General features: G+C 29.0%; 21 protein-coding genes and 1 pseudogene. 17 read left to right on the top strand and 5 right to left on the bottom strand.

Annotated features, from left to right (window positions below; genetic code table 11):
* Nucleotides 1–27 precede the first annotated feature (27 nt).
* The 8 genes from RH99_RS00280 to RH99_RS00245 all read left to right on the top strand — a co-directional run bounded on the left by RH99_RS00280 (nucleotide 28) and on the right by RH99_RS00245 (nucleotide 7,537).
* Nucleotides 28–972: a hydroxyacid dehydrogenase gene (locus tag RH99_RS00280; RefSeq protein WP_010232894.1), complete on the top strand. Its 945-nt coding sequence runs from the start codon at nucleotides 28–30 to the stop codon at nucleotides 970–972.
* Nucleotides 973–1,245: 273 nt separating this feature from the next.
* Entirely contained in the window at nucleotides 1,246–1,533 is a 288-nt protein-coding gene (locus tag RH99_RS00275) for a putative quinol monooxygenase (protein ID WP_010232893.1), read from the top strand.
* 588 nt (nucleotides 1,534–2,121) lie between these two features.
* The gene (gene tpx, locus RH99_RS00270) at nucleotides 2,122–2,616 is read left to right on the top strand and encodes a thiol peroxidase (RefSeq protein ID WP_010232891.1); all 495 of its coding nucleotides are present in this window, start codon (nucleotides 2,122–2,124) and stop codon (nucleotides 2,614–2,616) included.
* Nucleotides 2,617–2,750: 134 nt separating this feature from the next.
* Complete coding sequence (locus tag RH99_RS00265) at nucleotides 2,751–3,482, top strand: glycerophosphodiester phosphodiesterase (protein WP_010232888.1); 732 nt, start codon at nucleotides 2,751–2,753, stop codon at nucleotides 3,480–3,482.
* Nucleotides 3,483–3,514: 32 nt separating this feature from the next.
* The gene (locus RH99_RS00260) at nucleotides 3,515–3,991 is read left to right on the top strand and encodes a hypothetical protein (protein WP_026038349.1); all 477 of its coding nucleotides are present in this window, start codon (nucleotides 3,515–3,517) and stop codon (nucleotides 3,989–3,991) included.
* A 24-nt stretch (nucleotides 3,992–4,015) separates the two neighbouring features.
* Complete coding sequence (locus tag RH99_RS00255; protein ID WP_010232885.1) at nucleotides 4,016–4,318, top strand: MTH1187 family thiamine-binding protein; 303 nt, start codon at nucleotides 4,016–4,018, stop codon at nucleotides 4,316–4,318.
* Nucleotides 4,319–4,755: 437 nt separating this feature from the next.
* Nucleotides 4,756–6,237: a nitrogenase component 1 gene (locus tag RH99_RS00250; protein ID WP_010232884.1), complete on the top strand. Its 1,482-nt coding sequence runs from the start codon at nucleotides 4,756–4,758 to the stop codon at nucleotides 6,235–6,237.
* A complete protein-coding gene (locus RH99_RS00245) occupies nucleotides 6,221–7,537 on the top strand; it encodes a nitrogenase component 1 (protein WP_010232883.1) in 1,317 nt (438 codons plus the stop codon). Before RH99_RS00250 ends, RH99_RS00245 begins: the two co-directional genes overlap by 17 nt.
* Nucleotides 7,538–7,790: 253 nt before the next feature.
* On the opposite strand, the gene RH99_RS00240 is transcribed toward RH99_RS00245, so the two are convergent.
* Together RH99_RS00240 and RH99_RS00235 are read right to left on the bottom strand one after the other, a co-directional pair.
* Complete coding sequence (locus tag RH99_RS00240; RefSeq protein ID WP_010232882.1) at nucleotides 7,791–8,615, bottom strand: ABC transporter permease; 825 nt, start codon at nucleotides 8,613–8,615, stop codon at nucleotides 7,791–7,793.
* Nucleotides 8,616–8,617: 2 nt separating this feature from the next.
* Nucleotides 8,618–9,529, bottom strand: a complete 912-nt coding sequence (locus RH99_RS00235) for a daunorubicin resistance protein DrrA family ABC transporter ATP-binding protein (protein WP_010232881.1) — start codon at nucleotides 9,527–9,529, stop codon at nucleotides 8,618–8,620.
* A gap of 305 nt (nucleotides 9,530–9,834) precedes the next feature.
* Between RH99_RS00235 and RH99_RS00230 the strand changes: the two genes are divergently transcribed.
* The 3 genes from RH99_RS00230 (at nucleotide 9,835) to RH99_RS00220 (ending at nucleotide 13,235) form a co-directional block, all read left to right on the top strand.
* Complete coding sequence (locus RH99_RS00230) at nucleotides 9,835–11,031, top strand: sensor histidine kinase (protein WP_010232880.1); 1,197 nt, start codon at nucleotides 9,835–9,837, stop codon at nucleotides 11,029–11,031.
* A gap of 153 nt (nucleotides 11,032–11,184) precedes the next feature.
* Nucleotides 11,185–11,871: a response regulator transcription factor gene (locus RH99_RS00225; protein WP_010232879.1), complete on the top strand. Its 687-nt coding sequence runs from the start codon at nucleotides 11,185–11,187 to the stop codon at nucleotides 11,869–11,871.
* A gap of 143 nt (nucleotides 11,872–12,014) precedes the next feature.
* Nucleotides 12,015–13,235 (top strand): multidrug effflux MFS transporter, encoded by a 1,221-nt coding sequence (locus RH99_RS00220; protein ID WP_010232878.1) that lies wholly within the window; start codon nucleotides 12,015–12,017, stop codon nucleotides 13,233–13,235.
* Nucleotides 13,236–13,525: 290 nt separating this feature from the next.
* On the opposite strand, the gene RH99_RS00215 is transcribed toward RH99_RS00220, so the two are convergent.
* Complete coding sequence (locus RH99_RS00215) at nucleotides 13,526–13,732, bottom strand: TOBE domain-containing protein (protein ID WP_010232877.1); 207 nt, start codon at nucleotides 13,730–13,732, stop codon at nucleotides 13,526–13,528.
* A gap of 629 nt (nucleotides 13,733–14,361) precedes the next feature.
* On the opposite strand from RH99_RS00215, the gene RH99_RS00210 reads away from it, so the two are divergent.
* Both RH99_RS00210 and RH99_RS00205 read left to right on the top strand, forming a co-directional pair.
* On the top strand, nucleotides 14,362–14,805 hold the full coding sequence (locus RH99_RS00210; protein ID WP_010232876.1) for an Lrp/AsnC family transcriptional regulator: 444 nt from the start codon (nucleotides 14,362–14,364) through the stop codon (nucleotides 14,803–14,805).
* 208 nt (nucleotides 14,806–15,013) lie between these two features.
* A complete protein-coding gene (locus RH99_RS00205; protein WP_010232874.1) occupies nucleotides 15,014–15,472 on the top strand; it encodes a DUF441 domain-containing protein in 459 nt (152 codons plus the stop codon).
* 110 nt (nucleotides 15,473–15,582) lie between these two features.
* On the opposite strand, the pseudogene RH99_RS00200 reads toward RH99_RS00205, so the two are convergent.
* A pseudogene (locus RH99_RS00200) lies at nucleotides 15,583–16,073 on the bottom strand (hypothetical protein).
* Between the two features lie 250 nt (nucleotides 16,074–16,323).
* Nucleotides 16,324–16,845, bottom strand: coding sequence for a translation initiation factor IF-3 (gene infC, locus RH99_RS00195; RefSeq protein WP_010232872.1), 522 nt, complete (start codon nucleotides 16,843–16,845; stop codon nucleotides 16,324–16,326).
* 529 nt (nucleotides 16,846–17,374) lie between these two features.
* Between infC and sigI the strand changes: the two genes are divergently transcribed.
* From sigI to sufB, 4 genes are all read left to right on the top strand, one after another.
* Nucleotides 17,375–18,076 carry an RNA polymerase sigma-I factor gene (gene sigI / locus RH99_RS00190; RefSeq protein ID WP_010232871.1) on the top strand — a complete coding sequence of 234 codons (702 nt, stop codon included), beginning with the start codon at nucleotides 17,375–17,377 and terminating at the stop codon, nucleotides 18,074–18,076.
* Between the two features lie 216 nt (nucleotides 18,077–18,292).
* The gene (locus RH99_RS00185) at nucleotides 18,293–19,267 is read left to right on the top strand and encodes a 2-hydroxyacid dehydrogenase (RefSeq protein ID WP_010232870.1); all 975 of its coding nucleotides are present in this window, start codon (nucleotides 18,293–18,295) and stop codon (nucleotides 19,265–19,267) included.
* A 402-nt stretch (nucleotides 19,268–19,669) separates the two neighbouring features.
* Nucleotides 19,670–20,425 (top strand): Fe-S cluster assembly ATPase SufC, encoded by a 756-nt coding sequence (gene sufC, locus RH99_RS00180; RefSeq protein WP_010232869.1) that lies wholly within the window; start codon nucleotides 19,670–19,672, stop codon nucleotides 20,423–20,425.
* A gap of 28 nt (nucleotides 20,426–20,453) precedes the next feature.
* Nucleotides 20,454–21,860: a Fe-S cluster assembly protein SufB gene (sufB, locus tag RH99_RS00175; RefSeq protein ID WP_010232867.1), complete on the top strand. Its 1,407-nt coding sequence runs from the start codon at nucleotides 20,454–20,456 to the stop codon at nucleotides 21,858–21,860.
* The last annotated feature ends 6 nt before the right edge of the window (nucleotides 21,861–21,866 follow it).

Genomic DNA, 21,866 nt, shown 5'->3' with positions numbered 1-21,866 from the left:
ATTATTAATTTGAAAAGAGGGTGTTTTATGAGTTATAAAGTGCTAATTACTGAGGATATAGATAAAGAGGGAAAAGATTATCTTAAGAAGTTTGGATATGAAATAAAAATAGCAGAAAATATACGTGAAGAAACTCTTATAAAAGAAGTTAAAGATTGTGATGCCATACTTGTACGTATGGCTCTTATTACAGCAAAGATTATGGAGGCTGGTATAAAGCTTAAGGTTATATCAAAATTTGGTGTGGGTGTAGACAATATAGATGTTAAGGAAGCCACAAAACGTGGTATAAGAGTAACCAATTCCCCAGAGTCAAACAAAAATACAGTGGCAGAATACACAATGGGTCTTATTATTTCGCTGGCAAAGAAACTTTTCTTATATGATAGAGAACTTAGAAAAGGGAATTTTAACATAAGGGAAAATCTTAGTATGGATCTTGAGGGAAAGGTACTTGGAATTATTGGAGCAGGCAGTATAGGGAAACTTGTAGCAACTAAGGCATCAAAGGGATTTGGAATGAAGGTTATAGAATTTAAGAGAAATATTAATGAGTTAGAGGAATCAGAATATATAGAAATTACGGACGACCTAGAATATGTTTTTAAGCATTCGGATTTTATAAGTTTGCATGTACCTCTTACTGAATCTACAAAAAATCTTATAGGGGAAAGAGAGTTTTCACTTATGAAACCGGAAGCCTTTCTTATAAATACAGCTAGAGGTGAGGTTGTGAATAATAATGCGTTAGTGGAGGCACTTTTAAATAATAAGATTGCAGGAGCAGCTATTGATGTATACGAAGGAGAAGTACCTTCAGAAGATAACCCTATTTTTAAGTTGGAAAATGTAATTGTAACACCGCATACAGCGGCACATACGGAGGAAGCAATGAAAAGAATGTCACTACATCCTGCTATAGGTATACAGGAAATTTTAAGTGGAAAAGATGTTTCTTGGCCTGTAAATTAGGATAAAGGCAAAAGTTATCAACAATGTGATTAAATTTTTATGCTGATTGTGGATAATATCTTATATAGATGTGGCTAAGATAAATTTTTAGAGATAATTATAAACATTGTATGAGTCTTACTACTTGTACATTATATATTTTAGAAATATAATTATTAATAGAATTATAAATGAACAAAGCTTAGTACATATATTGTAAAATGATGTATATATTTTTGATCATTTATAGATAAATTTTAAATATAATAAATAAAGGGAAGGTAGAGGATTAAGATGATTAAAGTTATAGCAAAAGGTTACATTAAATCAGGAGAAGTAGATAAGTTTAAAGAGGTTGCCACTGAATTAGTGAAAGAAAGTAGAAAAGAAGAGGAAAATATATCTTATGGTTTATATCAAGATGCTAATAATGACAAGATATTAACTTTTATAGAAGAATGGCAGGATCAAGCTGCTTTAGATAAGCACATGAAGACACCTCATTTTGTAAATTCAATGTCAGTACTTGCAAAATTTCAAGAAAAAGATATGGATATAAATATTTATAATAGCTGTATTTAATGTTGTAAGATATAATTGATTTTAATAGCTCCACTCTATAGAGTGGAGCTATATTTATTTATTGTTTAATACTTCCTTTAAGTTGTTAGTGTCATTATCTAGATTATATATTCTTGTCCATGTTAAATTTAAGGAATCATCCTTTATTTTCATAGATAAAATTAAAAATATGAAGATGTTTTTTAATGATAAATGGTAACATGTGTGTAAATTTTAATAATGCAACAAGTGAATATGCATCAAGAATATATGTATCCCAAATAAAAAAGTATTTAGATATTGGAGATAATTAGTATGAATTATGTTAAAGAAGCATTAAAAAGGGGAACATTAGGTATACTAATATTTGAATTAAAAAATCGTAAATAAATAGAATACTTTTAATTATTTTTAGGATAAAAGGTAAAAATAAATTTAATTTACTAAAATTAGCATTTTAGGTTTACAAATCTAAAGCTCTGTAGTAAAATTACTAATAGAGAAAAGATATTAATTGATATTAAATATTATATAAAGTGAGGTGAAGAGGTTTATCTATTAGATTCTGTTGTTTATGAATTAGAATCTTTAATAAATAAACTGAATGATATGAAAGTTACTTTTCAAGGCAATGAAGTTACATTACAAGGAAACGAAGTAAAGGTGGGAGATGCATTTCCAGAGTTTACTGCAGCTAATAATTCACTTGAGGCTGTTTCATTAAAGGACACTAAGGGCGTTAGAATATTTTTAACTGTTCCTTCAGTAGATACACCGGTATGTGATCTTGAAGTAAGAACTTTTAATGAGAAAGCTGCTAATATAGATGGGGTTACCGTATATACTGTATCCATGGATTTACCTTTTGCTTTAGCAAGATGGTGCGGTGCAGCAGATATTGAAAGAGTAATTACACTTTCAGATTATAAGGATAGAACTTTTGGTAATAATACAGGAACATATGTTAAAGAACTTGGACTACTTACAAGAGCTGCTTTTGTTGTAGATAGTAATGGCAAGGTAACTTATGTAGATTATTTAAGTGAAATAACAAATTATCCAAATTATGAAGAAATATTAGAAGAAGCTAAAAAAGCTAAATAATCATAAATAAATTTTATCTATACAGATATTTACATTCTGTAATAAAAAAGAGCTCTAATGAGTTCTTTTTTACTTTAATCTTAAATTACTAACTTAATTGTGATATTATGGAAAATATAAGGAGTGATTTAGGTATGAAAAGAAGATTGAATATTGCACATAGAGGTTTTAGTGGAAAATATCCTGAAAATACTATGATTGCCTTTAAAAAAGCAGTTGGCGCAGGATGTGATGGTATTGAGAATGATTTACATGTTACAAAGGATGGAGTGGTAGTTATTTGTCATGATGAAACAATAGACAGAACTACTACGGGAAAAGGATACATTAAAGATTATACCTTTAATGAATTACAGAAATTTGATGCAGGAGTTAAATTCGGTAAGGAATTTCAAGGAGAGAGAATTCCAGATCTTGATGAGTTCTTAGAATATGTAAAAGATAAAAATATATTAATAAATCTTGAACTTAAGAACAATATAATAGATTATATAGGTTTAGAAGAGAAGGTAATAGATAAAATTTATGAATATAAACTTAGAAAAAATGTAATATTATCTTCCTTTAATCATTATTCAATGGTTAGAGTTAAAAGGTATGATGGACATATTAAAACTGGATTATTATGTTCAGAAATTTTATATAAACCATATAAATATGTAAAATTAGTAGGTGCTGATGCATTACATCCTAACTTTAGATCAATTATAAGTAAAAAAATAGTTAATAGTATGCATGAGAGAAAAATAATGATTAATGCTTATACAGTGAATAAAGATGAAGATATGAAGAGAATGATAGAATTAAACATAGATGGGATTATAACAGATTATCCAGATAAGCTAAATGAGATTTTACAAATTTAAATTAAAGAGTTATGTTAAATATGGTGATGTGAATGAATAAAGATATGAATTTATTCCATAATCTATGTAAATATCTTATAACAAATTACCAAGTAATAAATAGCAGCAAAATTATGTGTAGCCTTATTTATCAATGCTGTAAGGAGCTTGATATGGATGTACCTGCTATAGAGGGATTGATATTTGTAGAGATAAATGGATATAGAAGACAATATGCTCATTGCTTTAATGTATGTGGCACCAATATTATAGATGCTTCTATTTATGAGTTTGCACTTATAAATAAAATAATAGAAAATTTATTTCCGCTTTATATTGTTGGAAATATACCATCACATATAGAGTACTCTGTTATGAAAGAAATAAAGCTTCAAAATCAGATTAAATTTAAAAATGATATTATAAAGAAAGTTATTAGAGAATCAGAAAATTATACTAATATAGACATTAGTAGATTTTCAATAGTTGACGATAGTAAAAAAGATAATTTATTTTTCATAAAAGTTTAAAAATTATTATTTGGAGGGATTGATATGGCTATAGCTCAAGTAACAATAGTACCACTGGGAACAGGATCAACCAGTGTTAGCAAATATGTGGCTGGTTGTCATAAAATTTTAAAGGATGAAAAACGTATTAAATATGAACTTACCCCTATGGCAACAGTTTTTGAAGGAGAACTTAATGTGATTTTAGAAGTTATAAGAAAGATGCATGAAATACCTTTTGAGAATGGTGCTAAGAGAGTTCTTACTACTATTAATATAGATGATAGAAGAGATAAAGAGGCTTCTATGGATCAAAAATTAAATTCAGTGAGAGAAAAATTGGATTGAGGTAGTTGACAAACATAGTAAATTAATATATATTATTAATAACCAATTAAACATATAGGAATTATGCATTTGTTAATATATCTGACTGGAAAACCAGAGGGTATACTTCGTTGATAGAAGTATACCCTTTTTTTGTTTTATTAAAAAATTTATATTATAAACTAAGCTTATAAGTATTTATGATTCATGGAGTATGAATATACTTCAGTAGTATTATATTAGATATTTGCTTAAACCAATTCTAAAAAAGTTTTGTTTAGGCATATGAAAATAAATAACAAGCCAAAGATACGACGTATATTTTGAATCATATAAGGAAACAGGTTCTGATGATAGTGGTGCTATCAGAGGGTTCTGTTAACGTAGTATGATTCATAATAGACTAGTATACTGACTAGTTATTTATTTGAAAATGCCTTAAAGAGGAGGAATCATGAATGGGAAAAATAAATTTAAAAATTCCTGAGGTGGAGGTTCGTGAAAAGCGTCTTGGTTCTATTACTGGTTTTAACGGCACTGCCGATGAACTTGTTAAGTGCTCACAAGCTGGCAAACTTAAAGATTGTTCAAGAAGTTTTAGTCAATGTATGGGATGCAGCTCTGGTCAGGCCTTTTGTCAGCTTTCCATGATAAAGGATGCAGCAATGGTAAATCATGCGCCAGTAGGTTGTGCAGGGGATTTTTTTGGTTTTAACTTTGTATATAGAGTAGGACAGATGGAAAGAGATTTACCTTCAACAAATGGAAGGTATTTTAACACTAATATAGAAGAAAAGGATACGGTTTTTGGAGCAGGAGAAAAACTTAAAGTTACAGTAAGAGAAGCTTATAAAAGGGCAAAGCCTAAAGCTATATTTGTTACGACTTCCTGCGCTACTGGAATAATAGGGGAAGACGTTGAGACTGAGACTGAAGAATTATCTAAGGAACTTGGAATTCCAGTGGTTGCATGCTTTTGTGAAGGGTTTAGATCAAAAATATGGACTTCAGGTTTTGATTCAGCCTATCATGCAATAGCTAGAAAAATAGTAAAACCTCCAAGAAAGAAGACTAATAAAGTAAATATTATAAACTTTTGGGGTAGTCATATTTTCGATGATATTCTAAGTAGAATAGGTTATGAGGCTCAGTATGTTGTACCTTTTTCCACAGTTGCAGATTTAGAATATATATCAGAGGCAGCAGCAACTATTCAAGTATGTTCAACACTTGGAACCTATATGGGAGCAGCACTTGAACAGGTTTATGGTGTTCCAGAAATAAAATCACCACCTGCCTATGGGATAGCTGGTACAGATCAATGGTTAAGAGAATTAGGAAAGACTCTTAATAGAGAAAAAGAAATAGAGGAAATTATAAAAGAAGAGCATGAAAGAGTGATACCTAAACTCAATGAATATAGAGAGTTACTTAAAGGTAAGACTGCTTATCTTACAGCAGGGGCTGCCCACGGGCATGCTATAATTGCATTGCTTAGAGAACTGGGCCTAGAAGTGCAAGGAGCAGCCATCTTTCACCATGATCCAGTATATGATAATGGTGATAAAGCTTCGGATGCTTTAGCTCAAGATGTTAAGAATTATGGTGATATCAAAAATTATAATGTATGCAACAAGCAGTCTTATGAGCTAGTTAATATACTTAATAGAGTAAGACCGGATATTATGATCGCAAGGCATGGTGGTATGACTTTATGGGGAGCAAAACTAGGTATACCTACACTGCTTATTGGAGATGAACAATTTGGTTTTGGATACCAAGGAGTACTTAATTATGCAGGAAGAATTGCTGAGACCATAGATAATAGGGAATTTGTAACTAACCTTGCAAAGCATAGTAGTATGCCTTATACAAAATGGTGGTTAGAGCAGGACCCATTTACTTTCCTTGGAGGTGGAGCACGTGTCAAGAATTATTGAGCAACCTAGGTACTCCTGTGCACTAGGAGTACAGCAGACTATAGTAGCTATAAAAAGAGCTGTGCCAATAGTACATGCAGGACCAGGATGCAGTACAAAAATAAGTAGACTAATAGGCCAGGGCGAAGGCTATGCAGGAGGTAGTACAATACCTTGTACTAATTCCAGCGAATCAGAAATTGTTTTTGGTGGGGAAAAGAAATTGAAAACAGTAATTGATGGTGCCTTTAAGGTTATAGATGCAGATCTATATGTAGTACTTTCAGGATGTACTTCTGATATTGTAGGAGACAATATAGAGAGTGTTACTTCTGAATATCAAAAAAAGGATAAACCAATTGTCTTTGCTGAGACTGGAGGGTTTAAAAGCAATAATTATGTAAGTCATGATATTGTTGTTAATGCCATAATAGATCAATATGTGGATAAATTTGCAGAAGATAAAACTGTGGAAAAAGGACTTGTAAATGTATTTGTGACTATTCCGTACCAAGATCCTTATTGGAATGGTAATCTTGAGGAAATAAAAAGAGTTCTTCAAGGAATAGGCCTTAAAGTCAATATACTGTTTGGAAATGAGTCTAATGGAGTTGAGGAATGGAAGACCATACCTAAGGCAGAATTCAATATTGTTGTAAGTTCTTGGGTAGGACTTAATATAGCTAATCATCTTAAAGACAAATATAATACGCCATATTTTCATTTCCCATACCTTCCTATAGGAGGAGGAGAAACCACGAAATTTTTGAGGCAAGTAGCTGATTATGCAAAGTTAGATAAAACTAAAGTTGAGGCTTTCATAACTAAGGAAGAAGAAAAATTTTATTCTCATATTGAGAGGACAGCAGATTTCATGTTAGAGTTTAGATATGGTATCCCTAGAAGATTTTATACTATACTGGATGCTAGCTATGCAGTTGGATTCTCTAAGTTTCTTTTAAACGAGCTAGGAATAATACCAGCTAAACAATTTATAGTTGATGATACACCCGAAAAGTATAAACAGCAAATAAGAGATCAATTTAAAACAATATCTCCTTATAGGTCAGCAGAAGTCACTTTCTCTATTGATGGAGGAGAAGTTCAGGAGGAAATAAGAAAAGAACCTCAAAATAATAGAGCATTAATACTAGGTAGTGGATGGGAGAGAGATCTTGCAAAGGATATTGGAGCAGATCTTTTAATAGTAAGTGCACCAGTAAACTATAGATTGATTCTTAATTGTGGATATGCAGGATATAACGGTGGTTTAAGAGTTATTGAAGATATATACGACAGGGTTCTTGATACTTACAAGTAAGAATTTAAATAATTAAAGTTCGTGGTGAGAAATTATATGTCTGATAGTATAATTTAATATGAAGATAATCCTAATCTTAGAATTATTCAAAAATCAACAGGCAAACTGAGAAATGAAGAAAAGTTTACCATTAATCTAAAAATATTTAAGATTGAAAGGAATATGAAAATAAATAAGTACTATTAAATTAGCATGATTAAACTAACTTTAATAGTACTTTTTCATTTTGAGATAATTTTAATTAGGTTTTACTCTATTTATTCGGATCAAAAGCTTTTACATTTGAAAAATCAGCTTTGTTAAACTTCATAACACATAGAATAAAGAAAAGACTACCCATGCCAAGTATAATAAATAGACCAAGATAAGGCTTTATAATGAAACCATTAATATTAAAAGCTACTCCTGCTTTTACTAAAGCATCTGTACTAAGATTTCCCATTTTTAAAGTAATATATCTAAAAATTGAAGTTGTATAAGTTAGCGGATTAATGTAAATAAGGGGACGAATTATCTTTGGCATAAGAGTAGTTGGTATATAAGCACCAGATAAAAAGGTTAAAGGTAAAGTAAATACAGTTATCATTATCTGGAAGGTTGTAGAACTTTTTGCTAGAGACGCTAGGAATAAGCCAATAGAACTAAAAGTTAAACCCACTGCTGCCATAACTCCACACATTTCTAAAAATTGTAATATATCTATCTTTAGACCTAGGAATATACCTAATATAATAACAAGTAACCCTTGGAAAAAAGCTATAATTGTAGCTGAAAGAACTTGTCCTATTGATATCTGCCACCTTTTAATGGGTGATACAATAATTTCTTTCATGAAACCCATGGACATGTCCTCGATTATACTTGTAGAATTACTTAGAGCAGATTGAAACACTGTCATAATAATTATTCCTGAAATCAGGTAATTAAGAGGCTGAGCAATTCCAGCAGTGGAAGATTTCATGACAAAGGAAAAAACGAATAAGAAAAATACGGACATAATTATTGAAAATACCAATCTGAGTTTATCTCGTACAAAATTAGTTAAATTTCTTTTTATAATAGCAATCATTCCACGCATTATTATTTTATCTCCTTTCCAGTTACGGTTAAAAATACATCGTTAAGGGTTCCTTTAGTTGTTTCAAAGTCTGTAATAGATTCCTTAAATATGGATATCATTGATAATATATCTTTTAGATTTGTTGAATATATTTTAAATAAATCCTCAGTTAGTTTATAATTGATGGAATTAGCTTCAAGATATTGTGTGAACATTTCCTTATTTGAAACTTTAATTTTAGTCACATTTGAAGTATATTGTTTTTCAAGATTATAGGGTGTATCGTAAGCGACTATACTTCCGTGATTCATAATAGCCACTTTATTACATATTTCAGCTTCATCCATATAATGTGTAGTTAAAAAGATAGTAATATTTTTTTCTTTTTGAAGTTTATAAATATAACTCCATATATTTGCTCTAGTTTGAGGGTCAAGTCCTGTAGTCGGTTCATCCAAGAATAAAACCTTTGGATAATGAACAAGTCCTCGTGCCAGTTCAACTCTTCTTTTCATACCACCAGAAAGACTTCCAACAGGAGCTTTTCTCCAGTTTGTAAGATCAACCAAGTTTAATACGAAATTAATTCTTTCTTTAATTTCATTTTTGGGCACATTATAGAACTCGCAGTGAAATTTTAGATTTTCTTCAACTGTTAATTTACTATCCAAAGTAGATTCTTGAAATACTAATCCTATTTCATTTCTAACTTTATCTTTTTGTTTAGATATATCATATCCATTGATTTTTACATCACCTTCAGTCTTGTCTAATATGGTACAGAGCGCATTAATAGTTGTACTTTTACCAGCGCCATTGGAACCAAGAAAACCAAAAATAGAGCCTTCTTCCACATCAAAAGAAATATTATCTACGGCAACGAAATTACCAAATTTTTTAGTGAAATTTTTTACTTCAATTATATTTGACATAATATTGACCTCCTGTTTTTTTAGTGTCCATGTATGTTATATTAATCTCCTATTATAAATTTCACTTAAATTGTTTCTAAAGATTTTATAAAATTATTTAAAATTTTAACTGTTTTATTTAGAAGGGAATTTTAATAAATATTAGTATTCTTATATTAAGCTATCTATATGAAGCTAGTTATGAAATAATAATTATACATGGAGAGTAATAAATTTTATAAAATTTTTATAATTGATTTAAATGATTTTTAATATCTAGCTTTAAAATTATATATAATATACTTCTGAAGAGATTGGGTGATAAAATGAGAAAAAATATAAAATTTATAGAAGGCATTCATAAAAGGATTGATTTAATACATAAATACAGAAATAGAGCAAAAAAAAATCATGAAAAACTTCATAAAATACAAGATGAAATCAATAGGAAAATTAAAAATGAATATATGGAAAGCAATCAATTTGAGTGGTATTATAGGCATGTTAAATACACGCGTATATTTACTATAATATTTAATATAATTGTTTGGCTTTTAATATTCAGATATTTTGGAGTAAAAGTAGTTGCTGTTGGTTTTGCTATAATCATTGGGCTTGGTGGCATTCATCAATTCATATTTAATAGAAGTTTGGAAAAAAGGATACTTAAACCTATAAGTCAATTAAAAAAAGCTGTAGATGAAATTTCAAATGGTAATTATGATATAGTTGTTAAAAATGAGGTTAGTAGTGAAATACAAGATCTGGTAGATTCCTTTAATGATATGGCAAGAAAACTTAGTGAAGGTGAAAAATTAAAAAAAGCTTATGAAGAAAATAGAAGGATGCTTATAGCAAATATTTCACACGATCTTAAGACACCAATTACATCAATCCAAGGATACATTGAAACTATGTTAGAGAGATTAGAAATACCACAGGACAAGATAAATAAATATCATCATATAATATATAATAATGCTACTTATATGAATAAATTAATTGATGATCTTTTTTTATTTTCAAAGTTAGATATGGATAAATTAGAATTAAACCTAGAAGACATAAATATCTGTGCATTTATGGATGACATAATGGAGGAATTCAAATATGAGTTAGAAGATAAAGCTGTAAGCTTTTATTACGATAATAGAATAATTCAAGATTTTAAGATGAATATTGATAGAAAAAGAGTGAATCAAATATTTAGAAATATTATTGGCAATGCTGTTAAGTATGGAGTAGAAGATAAATTAGAAATAAAGGTTAGATTATATGAACAAGAAGATCAGGTATGTATCGATATACATAATAATGGACCAAGTATACCCAAGGATAAACTCAATCACGTTTTTGATAGGTTTTATAGGATAGATTACGCAAGAACAAAAGATTTAATGAGTACGGGATTGGGGCTTGCAATAGCCAAAGAATTGGTAGAGTCGCATAAGGGAAAAATAAAGGTTGTCAGTGAAGAAAAGATAGGTACTTGTTTTACTGTCATATTCCCTATAGAAAAGTAAATCTATGAAATCTATTTTGAGGATTCATAAAAGTATTATGTATTTAGACAGTTAACTTAAATTTAGAGTTGTACATTAATATATATTTATAGGGCTTTAATATATAATAAAATAGAGATAAAGGAAATGAAGTTATGGGATAGGAGAATATAAATGAAGAAAATTTTGATTATTGAAGATGATTTAAATATAGCAGAGATGGAACGAGATTATTTAGAGTTAAATGGATTAATGTCAGAGATTGTACAAGATGGTGTTGAAGGTATGAAATTGGCATTACAAGGATTATATGATGTAGTAATTGTAGATTTAATGCTTCCGGGAAAAAATGGATTCGAGATAATAAAAGAAATTAGAAAAAAATTTGAAATACCCATAATTGTTGTTTCTGCTAGAACAGAAGATATAGATAAAATAAGAGGTTTAAATTTTGGAGCGGATGATTATTTAACTAAACCCTTTAGTCCTGCTGAACTGATGGCTAGAATAAAATCTCATATAAGTAGATACGAAAGACTTAAGGGTAGCAATGTATCCTCAGAAATTATAAGTCATGGCGGTTTAGAAATAAATACAGCTTTCCATAAAGTTTCTGTTAATGGAAATGAGGTACAATTAACCGCTAAGGAATATGAAATATTACTATTTCTTGCTTCAAATCCTAATATTGTTTTTACTAAAGAACATATTTTTGATAGAATATGGGGAGATAAATTTAGTGGTGATATGGCAACGGTATCAGTTCATATTCAGAAAATAAGAAAAAAGATAGAAAAGGACCCGTCAAATCCAGAATTTATAGAAACATTGTGGGGAACTGGTTATAGGTTTAAGTCATAAATAGAATTCTTAGATTTTGTAAAATTGGAGAACGAAAGGCGGTGAACTCCCGTTATTAATTTACTAAAAATAAAATTATAAAGTTAAAATATAAACAAAGAATATTAGAAGTATATTTTAGTGAATTTGAAATAATGGTTTAAATGAATACAGAAGAAAAAGTAACTTATAATAATGTGAAAGTACAGAAGTATTTAGGTGATAAAGGGTTTATTGTATTTATTGCATTTCTTGGTGCGTTTGTACCACTGTCTACGGACTTATACCTTCCGGCCTTACCAAGTATGGTTGAAAGCTTTCATACTAATATTGCCTTGCTGAATTTAACGTTGATATTTTTCTTTATTTTTTATGCTGGAGGAATGCTGGTTTGGGGTCCTCTAAGTGACAAGTATGGTAGAAAACCAATACTATTATCTGGATTAATTATTTATACTTTAGCAAGTATATTATGTTCAAATGCGGGTACTGTTTATCAGCTCATTGTATTTCGTATCTTACAAGCTATTGGAAGTGGTGCCGCAGTTTCTGTATCGGTAGCGATGATAAAAGATTCTTATGATGGAAGAAAACGTGTATCAATTTTAGCTTTAGTTCAGTCGATGGCTATGCTGGCACCTGTAATTGCACCGGTTTTAGGCGCTTTAGTATTAAAGGTAGTATCTTGGCATGGAGTATTTTGGATACTGTCTATTGTTGGTATCATAGGAATGGCAGGTGGATTTTTTATGCAGGAAACAATAGTTAAGCGCAATAATGGAAACATATTCCAAACTATTGCCAGAATAGGAGTAGTAATTAAAAATCCAAGCTTTGCAGTTCTTCTTGTTACTTTTTCAATTCAGATGATTCCACTAATGGCATATATATCTATGTCCTCATATATTTATGTAGATGGCTTTGGATTAAGTGAGCAGGTTTATAGCTATTTTTATGCTTTTAATGCAATATTTTCAGTAATTGCACCACTATTTTATATGAAATTATCTAGGCATTATAAAAATAATTTAATTATTACTACTTGCTTTAGTGTGGTAATTATAAGTGGTATACTGATCATAACTATAGGGAGAATTTCGCCTTGGTTATTTGCATTATCAATATTACCAGCTACTTTGGCAGGAAATTTAATAAGACCACCAAGTACTAACTTGATATTAGAACAGCAACACGAAGATACAGGTACTGCTACATCACTTATGAGTTTCTCATATACTTTTATGGGGACTATAGGTATGATGCTTATTTCTCTAAATTTTGGAAATAGAATTTTTGTAATGGGTTCTATGTATGCAATTATTGCCGTAATAAGTTTAGTGATTTGGATTTTTATAAATAAAACATCATCTATTAATAATATTTAAGTTAGCTAAGAAAGAGATAATAAATTAAGATGATATATATAATTTTTATTAGAACATCACTCTAATAAGTAGATGCAGTAAAAAGTATTATTCTAAAATCCATACATTGGAGTGATTTTAATGAATAGAATTATTAATACTTATTAAAAATTAAATTAATAATAAAAAAGGAGAGTTCACATTATTTAGATGAACCTCCTTTTTATGAGCCAAATATTTTTCTGTATAATCTTTAAAATAAAGGTATATAAAGATAATTATTTTTATATAGACTAAGTATATTTATACTATTAAGCTAAAATCATAACATCAGTTGATTTAACAATAGCAGTTATTTCTGCGCCTTCTTTAATACCAAGATCTTCAACTGAATCAAGGGATATTATTGAAGTGATTTTATTTCCACCAGCAATTTCAACAATTACTTCAGCAGTTATAACACCTTTCTTTAAACCTACAACTTTTCCTTTTAATTGATTTCTTGCACTTATACTCATAATTAATTCCTCCTAATTTGTATTTTTTTCTATTTTTTATTTTCTTTATTTGTTTTTGATTGCTTTTATTCTCTATACTTATTATTATATATAAATATTTTATAAATGCAAGTGCTTGTTTTAGGTTGCTTTAGATTGTTTTAATTAGTTATTAATTGTTTTAGATTGCTGAATTGTATTAATAATAGTTATTAACCTTATACTTAAGCCTATTAGTATCATAGTGGTAGAAATGAGAGTGAATATAAGTAATTAAATAATGAAAACTTAGTCTTCTTGTATACAATACAACCTATTTCAGAATCTATTAAGGAAATTATAACAGAGAAAATAAGAGAGCTAATTAGTGAATTCACTTAAAATCATCTTCTTTTAGTATAATATCTAATAATGAGAATATCTTAAAATAATCCAATTTGTACTTGTAATTTCGTAAGTTAAAAGCATAGTAATTAAAAATTTCATATATTTATACTCTTATGATATAAAAATTATTAATACTAGTACATAAGTTAATGATATAATATTTATAAATTAATTTATATTAAATAATGAATGGATTATATTGGATATATATTTTTTTGAATAAATATACATATAAATCACTTCATTTTGAAAGAGGAAGCTATATGGATAAGACAGATACTGCTTTAATTGAAATTTTACAAGAAAATTCACGTATAACAATAAGTGAATTATCAAAAAAACTGGCACTTAGTAGGCCAAGTGTTACTGAAAGAATACTTAGACTAAAGGACAAGGGTATAATTGAAGAATTTAGTGCTAGAATATCTTTAAAGGGGATTGGCAGGAATACTGTATTATTTATTCAATTAAGTTCTTTAAAGGTATCTCCAGAGGTATTTGAGGCTATGATTAAAAAAGACCAAGATATTTTAGAATGCCATAGAGTAACTGGTCATATTAATTATTTTATTAAAGCTGCTGTAAATAATATGAATAGTATGAGTTTACTCATAGATAGATTATTACCTTATGGAGATGTAAATACATCTGTAGTACTTAAATCTCCGGTACCCTATCGTCATATAACACCTTATGTGGAGGACTAATAATATAACAAAATCTATGCAGTAGACTATTAGAGCCATAGTCTTAAATAAAGAAAGGTTAATAAAATTTCCATGACGGAAGCTTTAAAGTCTGATAGGGAATAATATGTAAGTTTAAGAAACTGTAGAAATTAATATTAATATGTATATAACAATACTATTCTGAATATTAATCTTAATATGAATTTTATTTTTGGGGATGATATATTTGGAATCAAATATTATATTAGTTATAATATTAGCTATTTCAGTAATAGGAAAAGCTAATTCTGTATCAGTAGCTACAGCTGTACTTCTAATTATTAAGCTTTTACATGTTGAAAAATATATTTTTCCTGCGCTAGATAATAGTGGAGTATTCTGGGCATTGGTATTACTTATAGCTACTATACTTATTCCTGTAGCAGATGGAAGTATAAATTTCTTTAAAATTAAAGGAAATCTCACTTCAATAGTAGGAATAGTGGCACTTTTATTATCTTTTTTTACTACTTACTTAAGTGGATTAGGATTAAAATATTTAACTGTTCAAGGACATGGAGATGTAATGCCATCATTAATTTTAGGATCCATAGCTGCAGCTGCTTTGTTAGGAGGGGTACCAGTAGGACCACTTATTACTTCTGGATTACTTGCGTTGCTTATGAAGGCCTTTCATAAAGGATAATTTTATAAAGGCCTCACATTTAATTAGTGGTATGAGGCCTTTATAAAATATTAGGATGATATTTGAATATATGCTATAGTGATATGAAAAGTACAAAAAAACATTTTTGTTTAATAGTCACTCATATGTTTTAATATATCAACATATCGTTGTGATACTTCAGGATATACAGTTAGCATAGTATCGATAAGATAGTCGATGTTAGTATCATCTACTATTCTTAAAGTGGTTTCTCCGAGAATTGTAGAATTAGTATTATTTAAAGAGGAGTAAACGGTATTTACAATTGGAGATTGCATGACGGTGGAACTTTCTACACATTTTTCTGCGAAATATAATATTCCTTCTATTACAACAAATTCTCCATAAGTATATTCTTTTTTTGATGTATTCGAGCTGTCATTTTTACATTTGCAGTCAAATTTAGTATGCTCTACATGTTTTAAGTCTAATCTGTTTTCATCTGTTTCCCTTGTAAGAACACATCTTAAATCAAGTTCTAATAGTCTTTGTTTTAAATGATCAGAAAAGTTTTCTCCAAATTCTAAAATAAATTGTTTCATTGATATTGTTTTTTTAATTTATAATTTTTTTTATACATTATAGCGCTCCTTTTTAGTGTAGCTAAAAAACCACCTTTAGAAGGTGGTAAAACATTTATATTTATATACTTCAAATTATGTCTATAGTTTTTTGGTTAATATTCCTTTTAAAGTAAAAACAAGTATTAATATATATAATTCATGTTATTAGTATTTACTATTACAAGTAAAAGTATACCACAATAACAAATTAATATCAAAAAAACATTTATAGTATGAATTTAAGTAGATAAATAACACTAAGTAAAGTTAAACTGTCTTCTTAGGAGCTAATATCATAAACATATTTCTTCCTTCTAATTGAGGAGTTTTTTCAACTACTCCAATTTCTCCTATTTTAGAGACAAATACAGCTAAAACTTTTTTACCCACTTGGGTATTATTATTTTGTCTACCTCTGAATCTTATTGAAACTTTAACCTTATCTCCATTTGATAAGAATTTTTTAGCATTATTAGCTTTAATATCTATATCGTGTTCCTCTATTGTAGGACTAAGTCGTACTTCTTTTAAGGATACAATTTTTTGATTTTTTTTAGCTAATTTCAATTTTTTGGATTGCTCATAAATATATTTGCTATAGTCCATTATTTTACATACGGGGGGCTTAGCATTAGGTGAAACCATAACTAAATCTAAATCACTTTCTCTTGCGAGGCTAAGTGCTTCTTCTGTTTTAATTATGCGGCTATCTTCTCCTGCTAATCTTACTTCCCTACTTTTAATACCTTCATTTAAAATTAAATTTTTATTGATATATAACACCTCCAAATTTAATGAGTATTAACCCATTATATAATATTATCACTTAAAATTATTTTTTACAACTATTGCAATGTTATTCTATAAAATTAATTTTTTTAATTCGGTATGGGCATTGGAAATATCTATAATTATGTTCAAAATTTTAGTTGTTGCAATAGCATTGCTAAGGCATTTTTATTATAATGTGTTCAGTTTTCATGAAATTAATTATTTGTTTACAGTTGTTTTATAAATAATTTAATATAATATATTTTATCTATATATTTAATTATCTTCATCTCAAGGGATGAAGTTTTTTATTGTATTTTGTAGTTGTTAGATTTCACTTTAGGGTGAGATTGTGTTACCACTTCTAGTTATTGGATAAACAAAATTTTAACATTAAGTAAAAATTTACACTAGTTAGATTTTGGAAATCGTTATTTGAATTAAGTTTAATGTAAATTTGAATTAAATTTAAAATTATATTAAAAACCCCAAAATATGCAAGTTTTATATCGAATATATATATAATGTTTTTAAGTGAGGTGAAAAGATGCTTTTTAAGGAATCTCTTGAAGAACGAGTTGAAAAAGCAAAAAGAGATCAAGAGGAATTAAATAACTTAATTGAAGTTTATAAACCCTTTATAGCAAGTACTTTATATAAAAAATTTGGAAGGTTTTTAGAGTATGGATATGATGATGAGCTCAGCGTCGGTATGATGGCTTTTCATGAAGCAATTGAAGCCTATGATAAAAGTAAAGGTAAATTCTTAACTTTCGCAAAACATGTCATTAACCTTAGAAGCATAGATCATTATAGAAAGAATGAGAAATTAAAGGATAGGACTTGTTTACCGATAATTGACAAGGGTGAAAATGAAACTGAGGATAATGTTATGGACAGTAAAGCTATGAAAGAATATGAATATGAAAAAGAAAATGAATTAAGAAGGTTAGAAATATTAGAATATAAAAAAGAATTAAAAAAATGGGGAATAGAATTTAAAGAATTGGTACAAGCATCCCCAAAGCAGGAAAAACTTAAAAAACATTATAAGGATATAGCTCAGTTTATTACAACAAAGCCAGAAATATTAAATAGATTAATAAGTACAAAGCGACTACCAATAAAAGAAATCGAGAGAAGTATAATTATACACAGGAAAAAGCTAGAGAGGGGAAGGGTGTATATTATTGCACTGATAATAGTATTGAATGGTGACTATGAATTGTTAAGAGAATATGTAAATTGAAGGTTTGTATATGAAGGTTTGTATATGAAGGTAATCGTAAGGATAAATTAATTTGAATAAATTATTGAAAGATAAAGAGTGTTGTAAAAAAATAAAAGTATTTACTACAATTAGATGTATAATATTAGGTATTAATAATAATTAATATGAACTAATAGTAACTGTAATGTTTCATTTTCATATTAAGTAAAAGGTTTATACAAGGGAGGTATAAATATGATAAGACCTAAAGTGTACATTGCAAAACATTTTCCTAAAGAAGTGATTCAATACATGCAGGAGCATTGTGATTGTGAAGAATGGGAGGGAGAAGGGGAAATCTCAAGGGAGACTCTCTTAAGTAATATATCTGATAAAGATGGGGTAATATTGACATCAATTAAAATTGATAAGGAGTTTTTAGAGTACGCACCTAATTTAAAAGTTGTTAGCAATATGTCTGTTGGATATGATAATTTTGATTTAGAAGCTATGAAGTCAAGAAATATAATTGGAACAAATACACCAGGTGTACTAGATAACAGTGTTGCAGATCTAATATTTGGATTAATACTTTCATCAGCACGTAGAATTGTTGAATGTGATAAATACGTAAGACAAGGAAAGTGGAAGTCTCAATATGATGAGAATTACTATGGAATCGATGTGTATGGTAAAACTATTGGAATAATAGGTATGGGAAGAATTGGTGAGGCCATTGCTAAGAGAGCCAAGTTTGGTTTTGATATGAATGTGTTTTATCATAATAGAAGTAGAAAAATAGAAGCTGAGAAAAATTTAGGTGTGAAATATTCAGATTTGGAATCATTATTAAAAAAATCGGATTTTGTAGTTTTAATGACACCTTTTACAAAAGAAACTTATAGGCTTATGAGTGTAAATGAATTTAATTTGATGAAGAAGACAGCTGTATTTATCAATGCCTCTAGAGGACAGACTGTAGATGAAAAAGCGTTGATAGAAGCTTTAAAGACTGGAGAAATATATGCTGCGGGGCTAGATGTTTATGAGAAAGAACCCATTGAAGCAAATAATGAGTTGCTTAAACTAAATAATGTAGTTGTTCTTCCTCATTTGGGATCAGCTACCTGGGAAACCAGAAATGACATGGCTAGGGTAAGCGCAGAAAATATGGTAAAGGCACTAGTGGGAGAAATTGCTCCAAATATAGTTTCAGAACTAAAAAAATAAGATAATATATTTACATATATAATAGAGCTGTATTTATTAGATCTTTATGTAGTTTAATCAGTGTTATAAATTTAATATAATTAACCTTAATATGATTTTCTGTATACACGTAAATTTCTGTATATTGAGGATCTATTTTTTTAATAATATAATGTACTGCAATATTGTTAAAAAAATAGTTTTTATATCAAATAAAGCAAAGTGTATCTCTAGGTAAAAAATGTTAAGAATATTAGCTGATTATTTCTAAAGTATAAAAATAATCGGCTAATAATAAGTAATCGTTAATGATTTATAATAAATCTTAGATAATAATCATTGACAAATAAAAATCATAGATATAAAATATTTATAAATCAGAGTGAAATGCTCGGGATTAAAAAATGTTTAGGAGAGAGTAATATGGGAGAGAAACTTTTAGATATAAAAGACATTCATGTTGAAGCTGAAGGAAATGAAATATTAAAAGGTCTTAACTTAAAGGTAAATAAAGGTGAGGTTCATGTAATAATGGGACCTAATGGGGCAGGAAAATCAACGTTGGTAAATGTAATTATGGGGCATCCTAAATATAAAATTACAAGTGGAGATATAATTTTTGAAGATGAAAGAATAAATGATTTAAAAACAGATGAAAGAGCTAGAAAAGGAATATTTTTATCTTTTCAGTCACCAGAGGAGGTCCCCGGTATAACTGTAGAGGGACTTCTAAGAGGAGCTAGAACGGCCATCACAGGAAAGCCCATTAAATTAATGGCCTTTAGGAAAGAGTTAAAGGAAAAATTGGAAGTTTTACAATTTGATGAAAGTTATGCTTCAAGATACTTAAATGTAGGTTTCTCTGGTGGAGAAAAAAAGAAAAATGAAATAATTCAAATGATGATGTTAAATCCAAAATTAGCTATATTAGATGAGACGGACTCCGGACTTGATGTGGATGCAGTGAAAATAGTGTCAAAAGGTGTAAATAAATTTAAAAGTAATGATAATGCTATAATTATAATAACTCATAATAGTAAAATATTGGAAGATTTAAGACCTGATTTTGTCCATATTGTATTAAATGGTAAAGTTGTTAAAACTGGAGATGCCTCCTTGGTAGATGAGATAAATAATAATGGATTTGGAGAATTTAAAGAAGCTGCCTTAAATTCATAATTAAGAAATTAAAAGGAGGGTTAGTCTCATGGAAAAGAAGAAGATAATTATAGAGGATTTAGATAGAGGATTTTATGATATAAAGAATAAAGACGTATATAGCTATAAATCTAAAAAAGGACTTACTAAAGAAATAATAATGAATATTTCCAAGGAAAAGAATGATCCAGAATGGATGACTGAATTTAGGCTCAAATCATTAGAAATTTACAATAGTATGGATATGCCAACTTGGGGACCTTCTTTAGATGAACTTGATATGGATAATATAGTTACTTATGTTAAGCCTAATACTGAAATGAAAGGTAATTGGAAAGACGTACCTGAAGATATAAAGGATACTTTTGAAAAATTAGGAATACCTAAAGCAGAAAGAGAATCCTTGGCTGGAGTAGGTGCTCAGTATGATTCAGAAGTAGTATATCACAGTATAAAGGAGGAATTGGTTAAACAGGGTATTGTTTATACTGATATGGAAACTGCATTAAGGGATTATGAAGATATAGTAAAAGAATATTTTATGAAATTAGTACCGCCAAATGATCACAAATTTGTAGCTCTTCATGGAGCTGTTTGGTCAGGTGGTTCATTTGTGTATGTACCTGAAGGTGTAGATGTAGAAATACCATTACAATCCTATTTTAGACTGAATTCACCAGGAGCAGGGCAGTTTGAACATACATTAATCATAGTAGAAAAAGGAGCTAAACTTCATTTTATTGAAGGGTGTTCAGCGCCAAAATATAATGTAACAAATTTACATGCTGGATGTGTAGAACTCTATGTTAAAGAAGGGGCAACTTTAAGATATTCGACTATAGAAAATTGGTCAAGAAATATGCTTAACTTAAATACGAAAAGAGCATCTATAGAGAAAAATGGAACTATTGAATGGGTATCTGGTTCATTTGGATCAAAGATTTCAATGCTTTATCCAATGAGTATACTAAAAGGTGAAGGTGCAAAGGCAGAGTTTACTGGAGTAACTTTTGCAGGTAAAGGTCAGCATTTAGACACTGGAGCTAAAATGGTTCATGCAGCACCGTATACATCTTCTACTATAAATTCAAAGTCTATATCTAAGGGCGATGGTACTGCTGTATATAGAGGGGCTGTTAAGGTTTCTCCTAATGCGCATCATTCAAAGGCATCAGTATCCTGCGAATCATTAATGTTAGATGATATTTCTCGCTCAGATACATTGCCTGTACTTGATATATTAAATGACGAAGTAGACATTGGACATGAAGCAAAGATAGGAAGAATAAGTGATGAAGCTATATTTTATCTTATGTCAAGGGGTATAAGTGAAGAAGAGGCAAAAGCAATGATTGTAAGAGGATTTGTGGAGCCTATAGCTAAAGAACTACCTTTGGAATATGCAGTTGAAATGAACAACCTTATAAATCTTGAATTAGATGGAAATATTGGTTAGGTGGTG

Origin of the sequence: Clostridium arbusti SL206, from assembly GCF_000246895.1 — a bacterium.
Lineage (GTDB): Bacteria > Bacillota > Clostridia > Clostridiales > Clostridiaceae > Clostridium_I > Clostridium_I arbusti.
This window is presented reverse-complemented; position numbering and strand designations above follow the sequence as displayed.

Excerpts from the sequence above, each read along its gene's own strand:
- RH99_RS00280 (WP_010232894.1), top strand. The coding sequence starts at position 28 with ATGAGTTATAAAGTGCTAATTACTGAGGATATAGATAAAGAGGGAAAA.
- RH99_RS00275 (WP_010232893.1), top strand. The coding sequence starts at position 1,246 with ATGATTAAAGTTATAGCAAAAGGTTACATTAAATCAGGAGAAGTAGAT.
- tpx (WP_010232891.1), top strand. The coding sequence starts at position 2,122 with ATGAAAGTTACTTTTCAAGGCAATGAAGTTACATTACAAGGAAACGAA.
- RH99_RS00265 (WP_010232888.1), top strand. The coding sequence starts at position 2,751 with ATGAAAAGAAGATTGAATATTGCACATAGAGGTTTTAGTGGAAAATAT.
- RH99_RS00260 (WP_026038349.1), top strand. The coding sequence starts at position 3,515 with ATGAATAAAGATATGAATTTATTCCATAATCTATGTAAATATCTTATA.
- RH99_RS00255 (WP_010232885.1), top strand. The coding sequence starts at position 4,016 with ATGGCTATAGCTCAAGTAACAATAGTACCACTGGGAACAGGATCAACC.
- RH99_RS00250 (WP_010232884.1), top strand. The coding sequence starts at position 4,756 with ATGGGAAAAATAAATTTAAAAATTCCTGAGGTGGAGGTTCGTGAAAAG.
- RH99_RS00240 (WP_010232882.1), bottom strand. The coding sequence starts at position 8,615 with ATGCGTGGAATGATTGCTATTATAAAAAGAAATTTAACTAATTTTGTA.
- RH99_RS00235 (WP_010232881.1), bottom strand. The coding sequence starts at position 9,529 with ATGTCAAATATAATTGAAGTAAAAAATTTCACTAAAAAATTTGGTAAT.
- RH99_RS00230 (WP_010232880.1), top strand. The coding sequence starts at position 9,835 with ATGAGAAAAAATATAAAATTTATAGAAGGCATTCATAAAAGGATTGAT.
- RH99_RS00225 (WP_010232879.1), top strand. The coding sequence starts at position 11,185 with ATGAAGAAAATTTTGATTATTGAAGATGATTTAAATATAGCAGAGATG.
- RH99_RS00220 (WP_010232878.1), top strand. The coding sequence starts at position 12,015 with ATGAATACAGAAGAAAAAGTAACTTATAATAATGTGAAAGTACAGAAG.
- RH99_RS00215 (WP_010232877.1), bottom strand. The coding sequence starts at position 13,732 with ATGAGTATAAGTGCAAGAAATCAATTAAAAGGAAAAGTTGTAGGTTTA.
- RH99_RS00210 (WP_010232876.1), top strand. The coding sequence starts at position 14,362 with ATGGATAAGACAGATACTGCTTTAATTGAAATTTTACAAGAAAATTCA.
- sigI (WP_010232871.1), top strand. The coding sequence starts at position 17,375 with ATGCTTTTTAAGGAATCTCTTGAAGAACGAGTTGAAAAAGCAAAAAGA.
- RH99_RS00185 (WP_010232870.1), top strand. The coding sequence starts at position 18,293 with ATGATAAGACCTAAAGTGTACATTGCAAAACATTTTCCTAAAGAAGTG.
- sufC (WP_010232869.1), top strand. The coding sequence starts at position 19,670 with ATGGGAGAGAAACTTTTAGATATAAAAGACATTCATGTTGAAGCTGAA.
- sufB (WP_010232867.1), top strand. The coding sequence starts at position 20,454 with ATGGAAAAGAAGAAGATAATTATAGAGGATTTAGATAGAGGATTTTAT.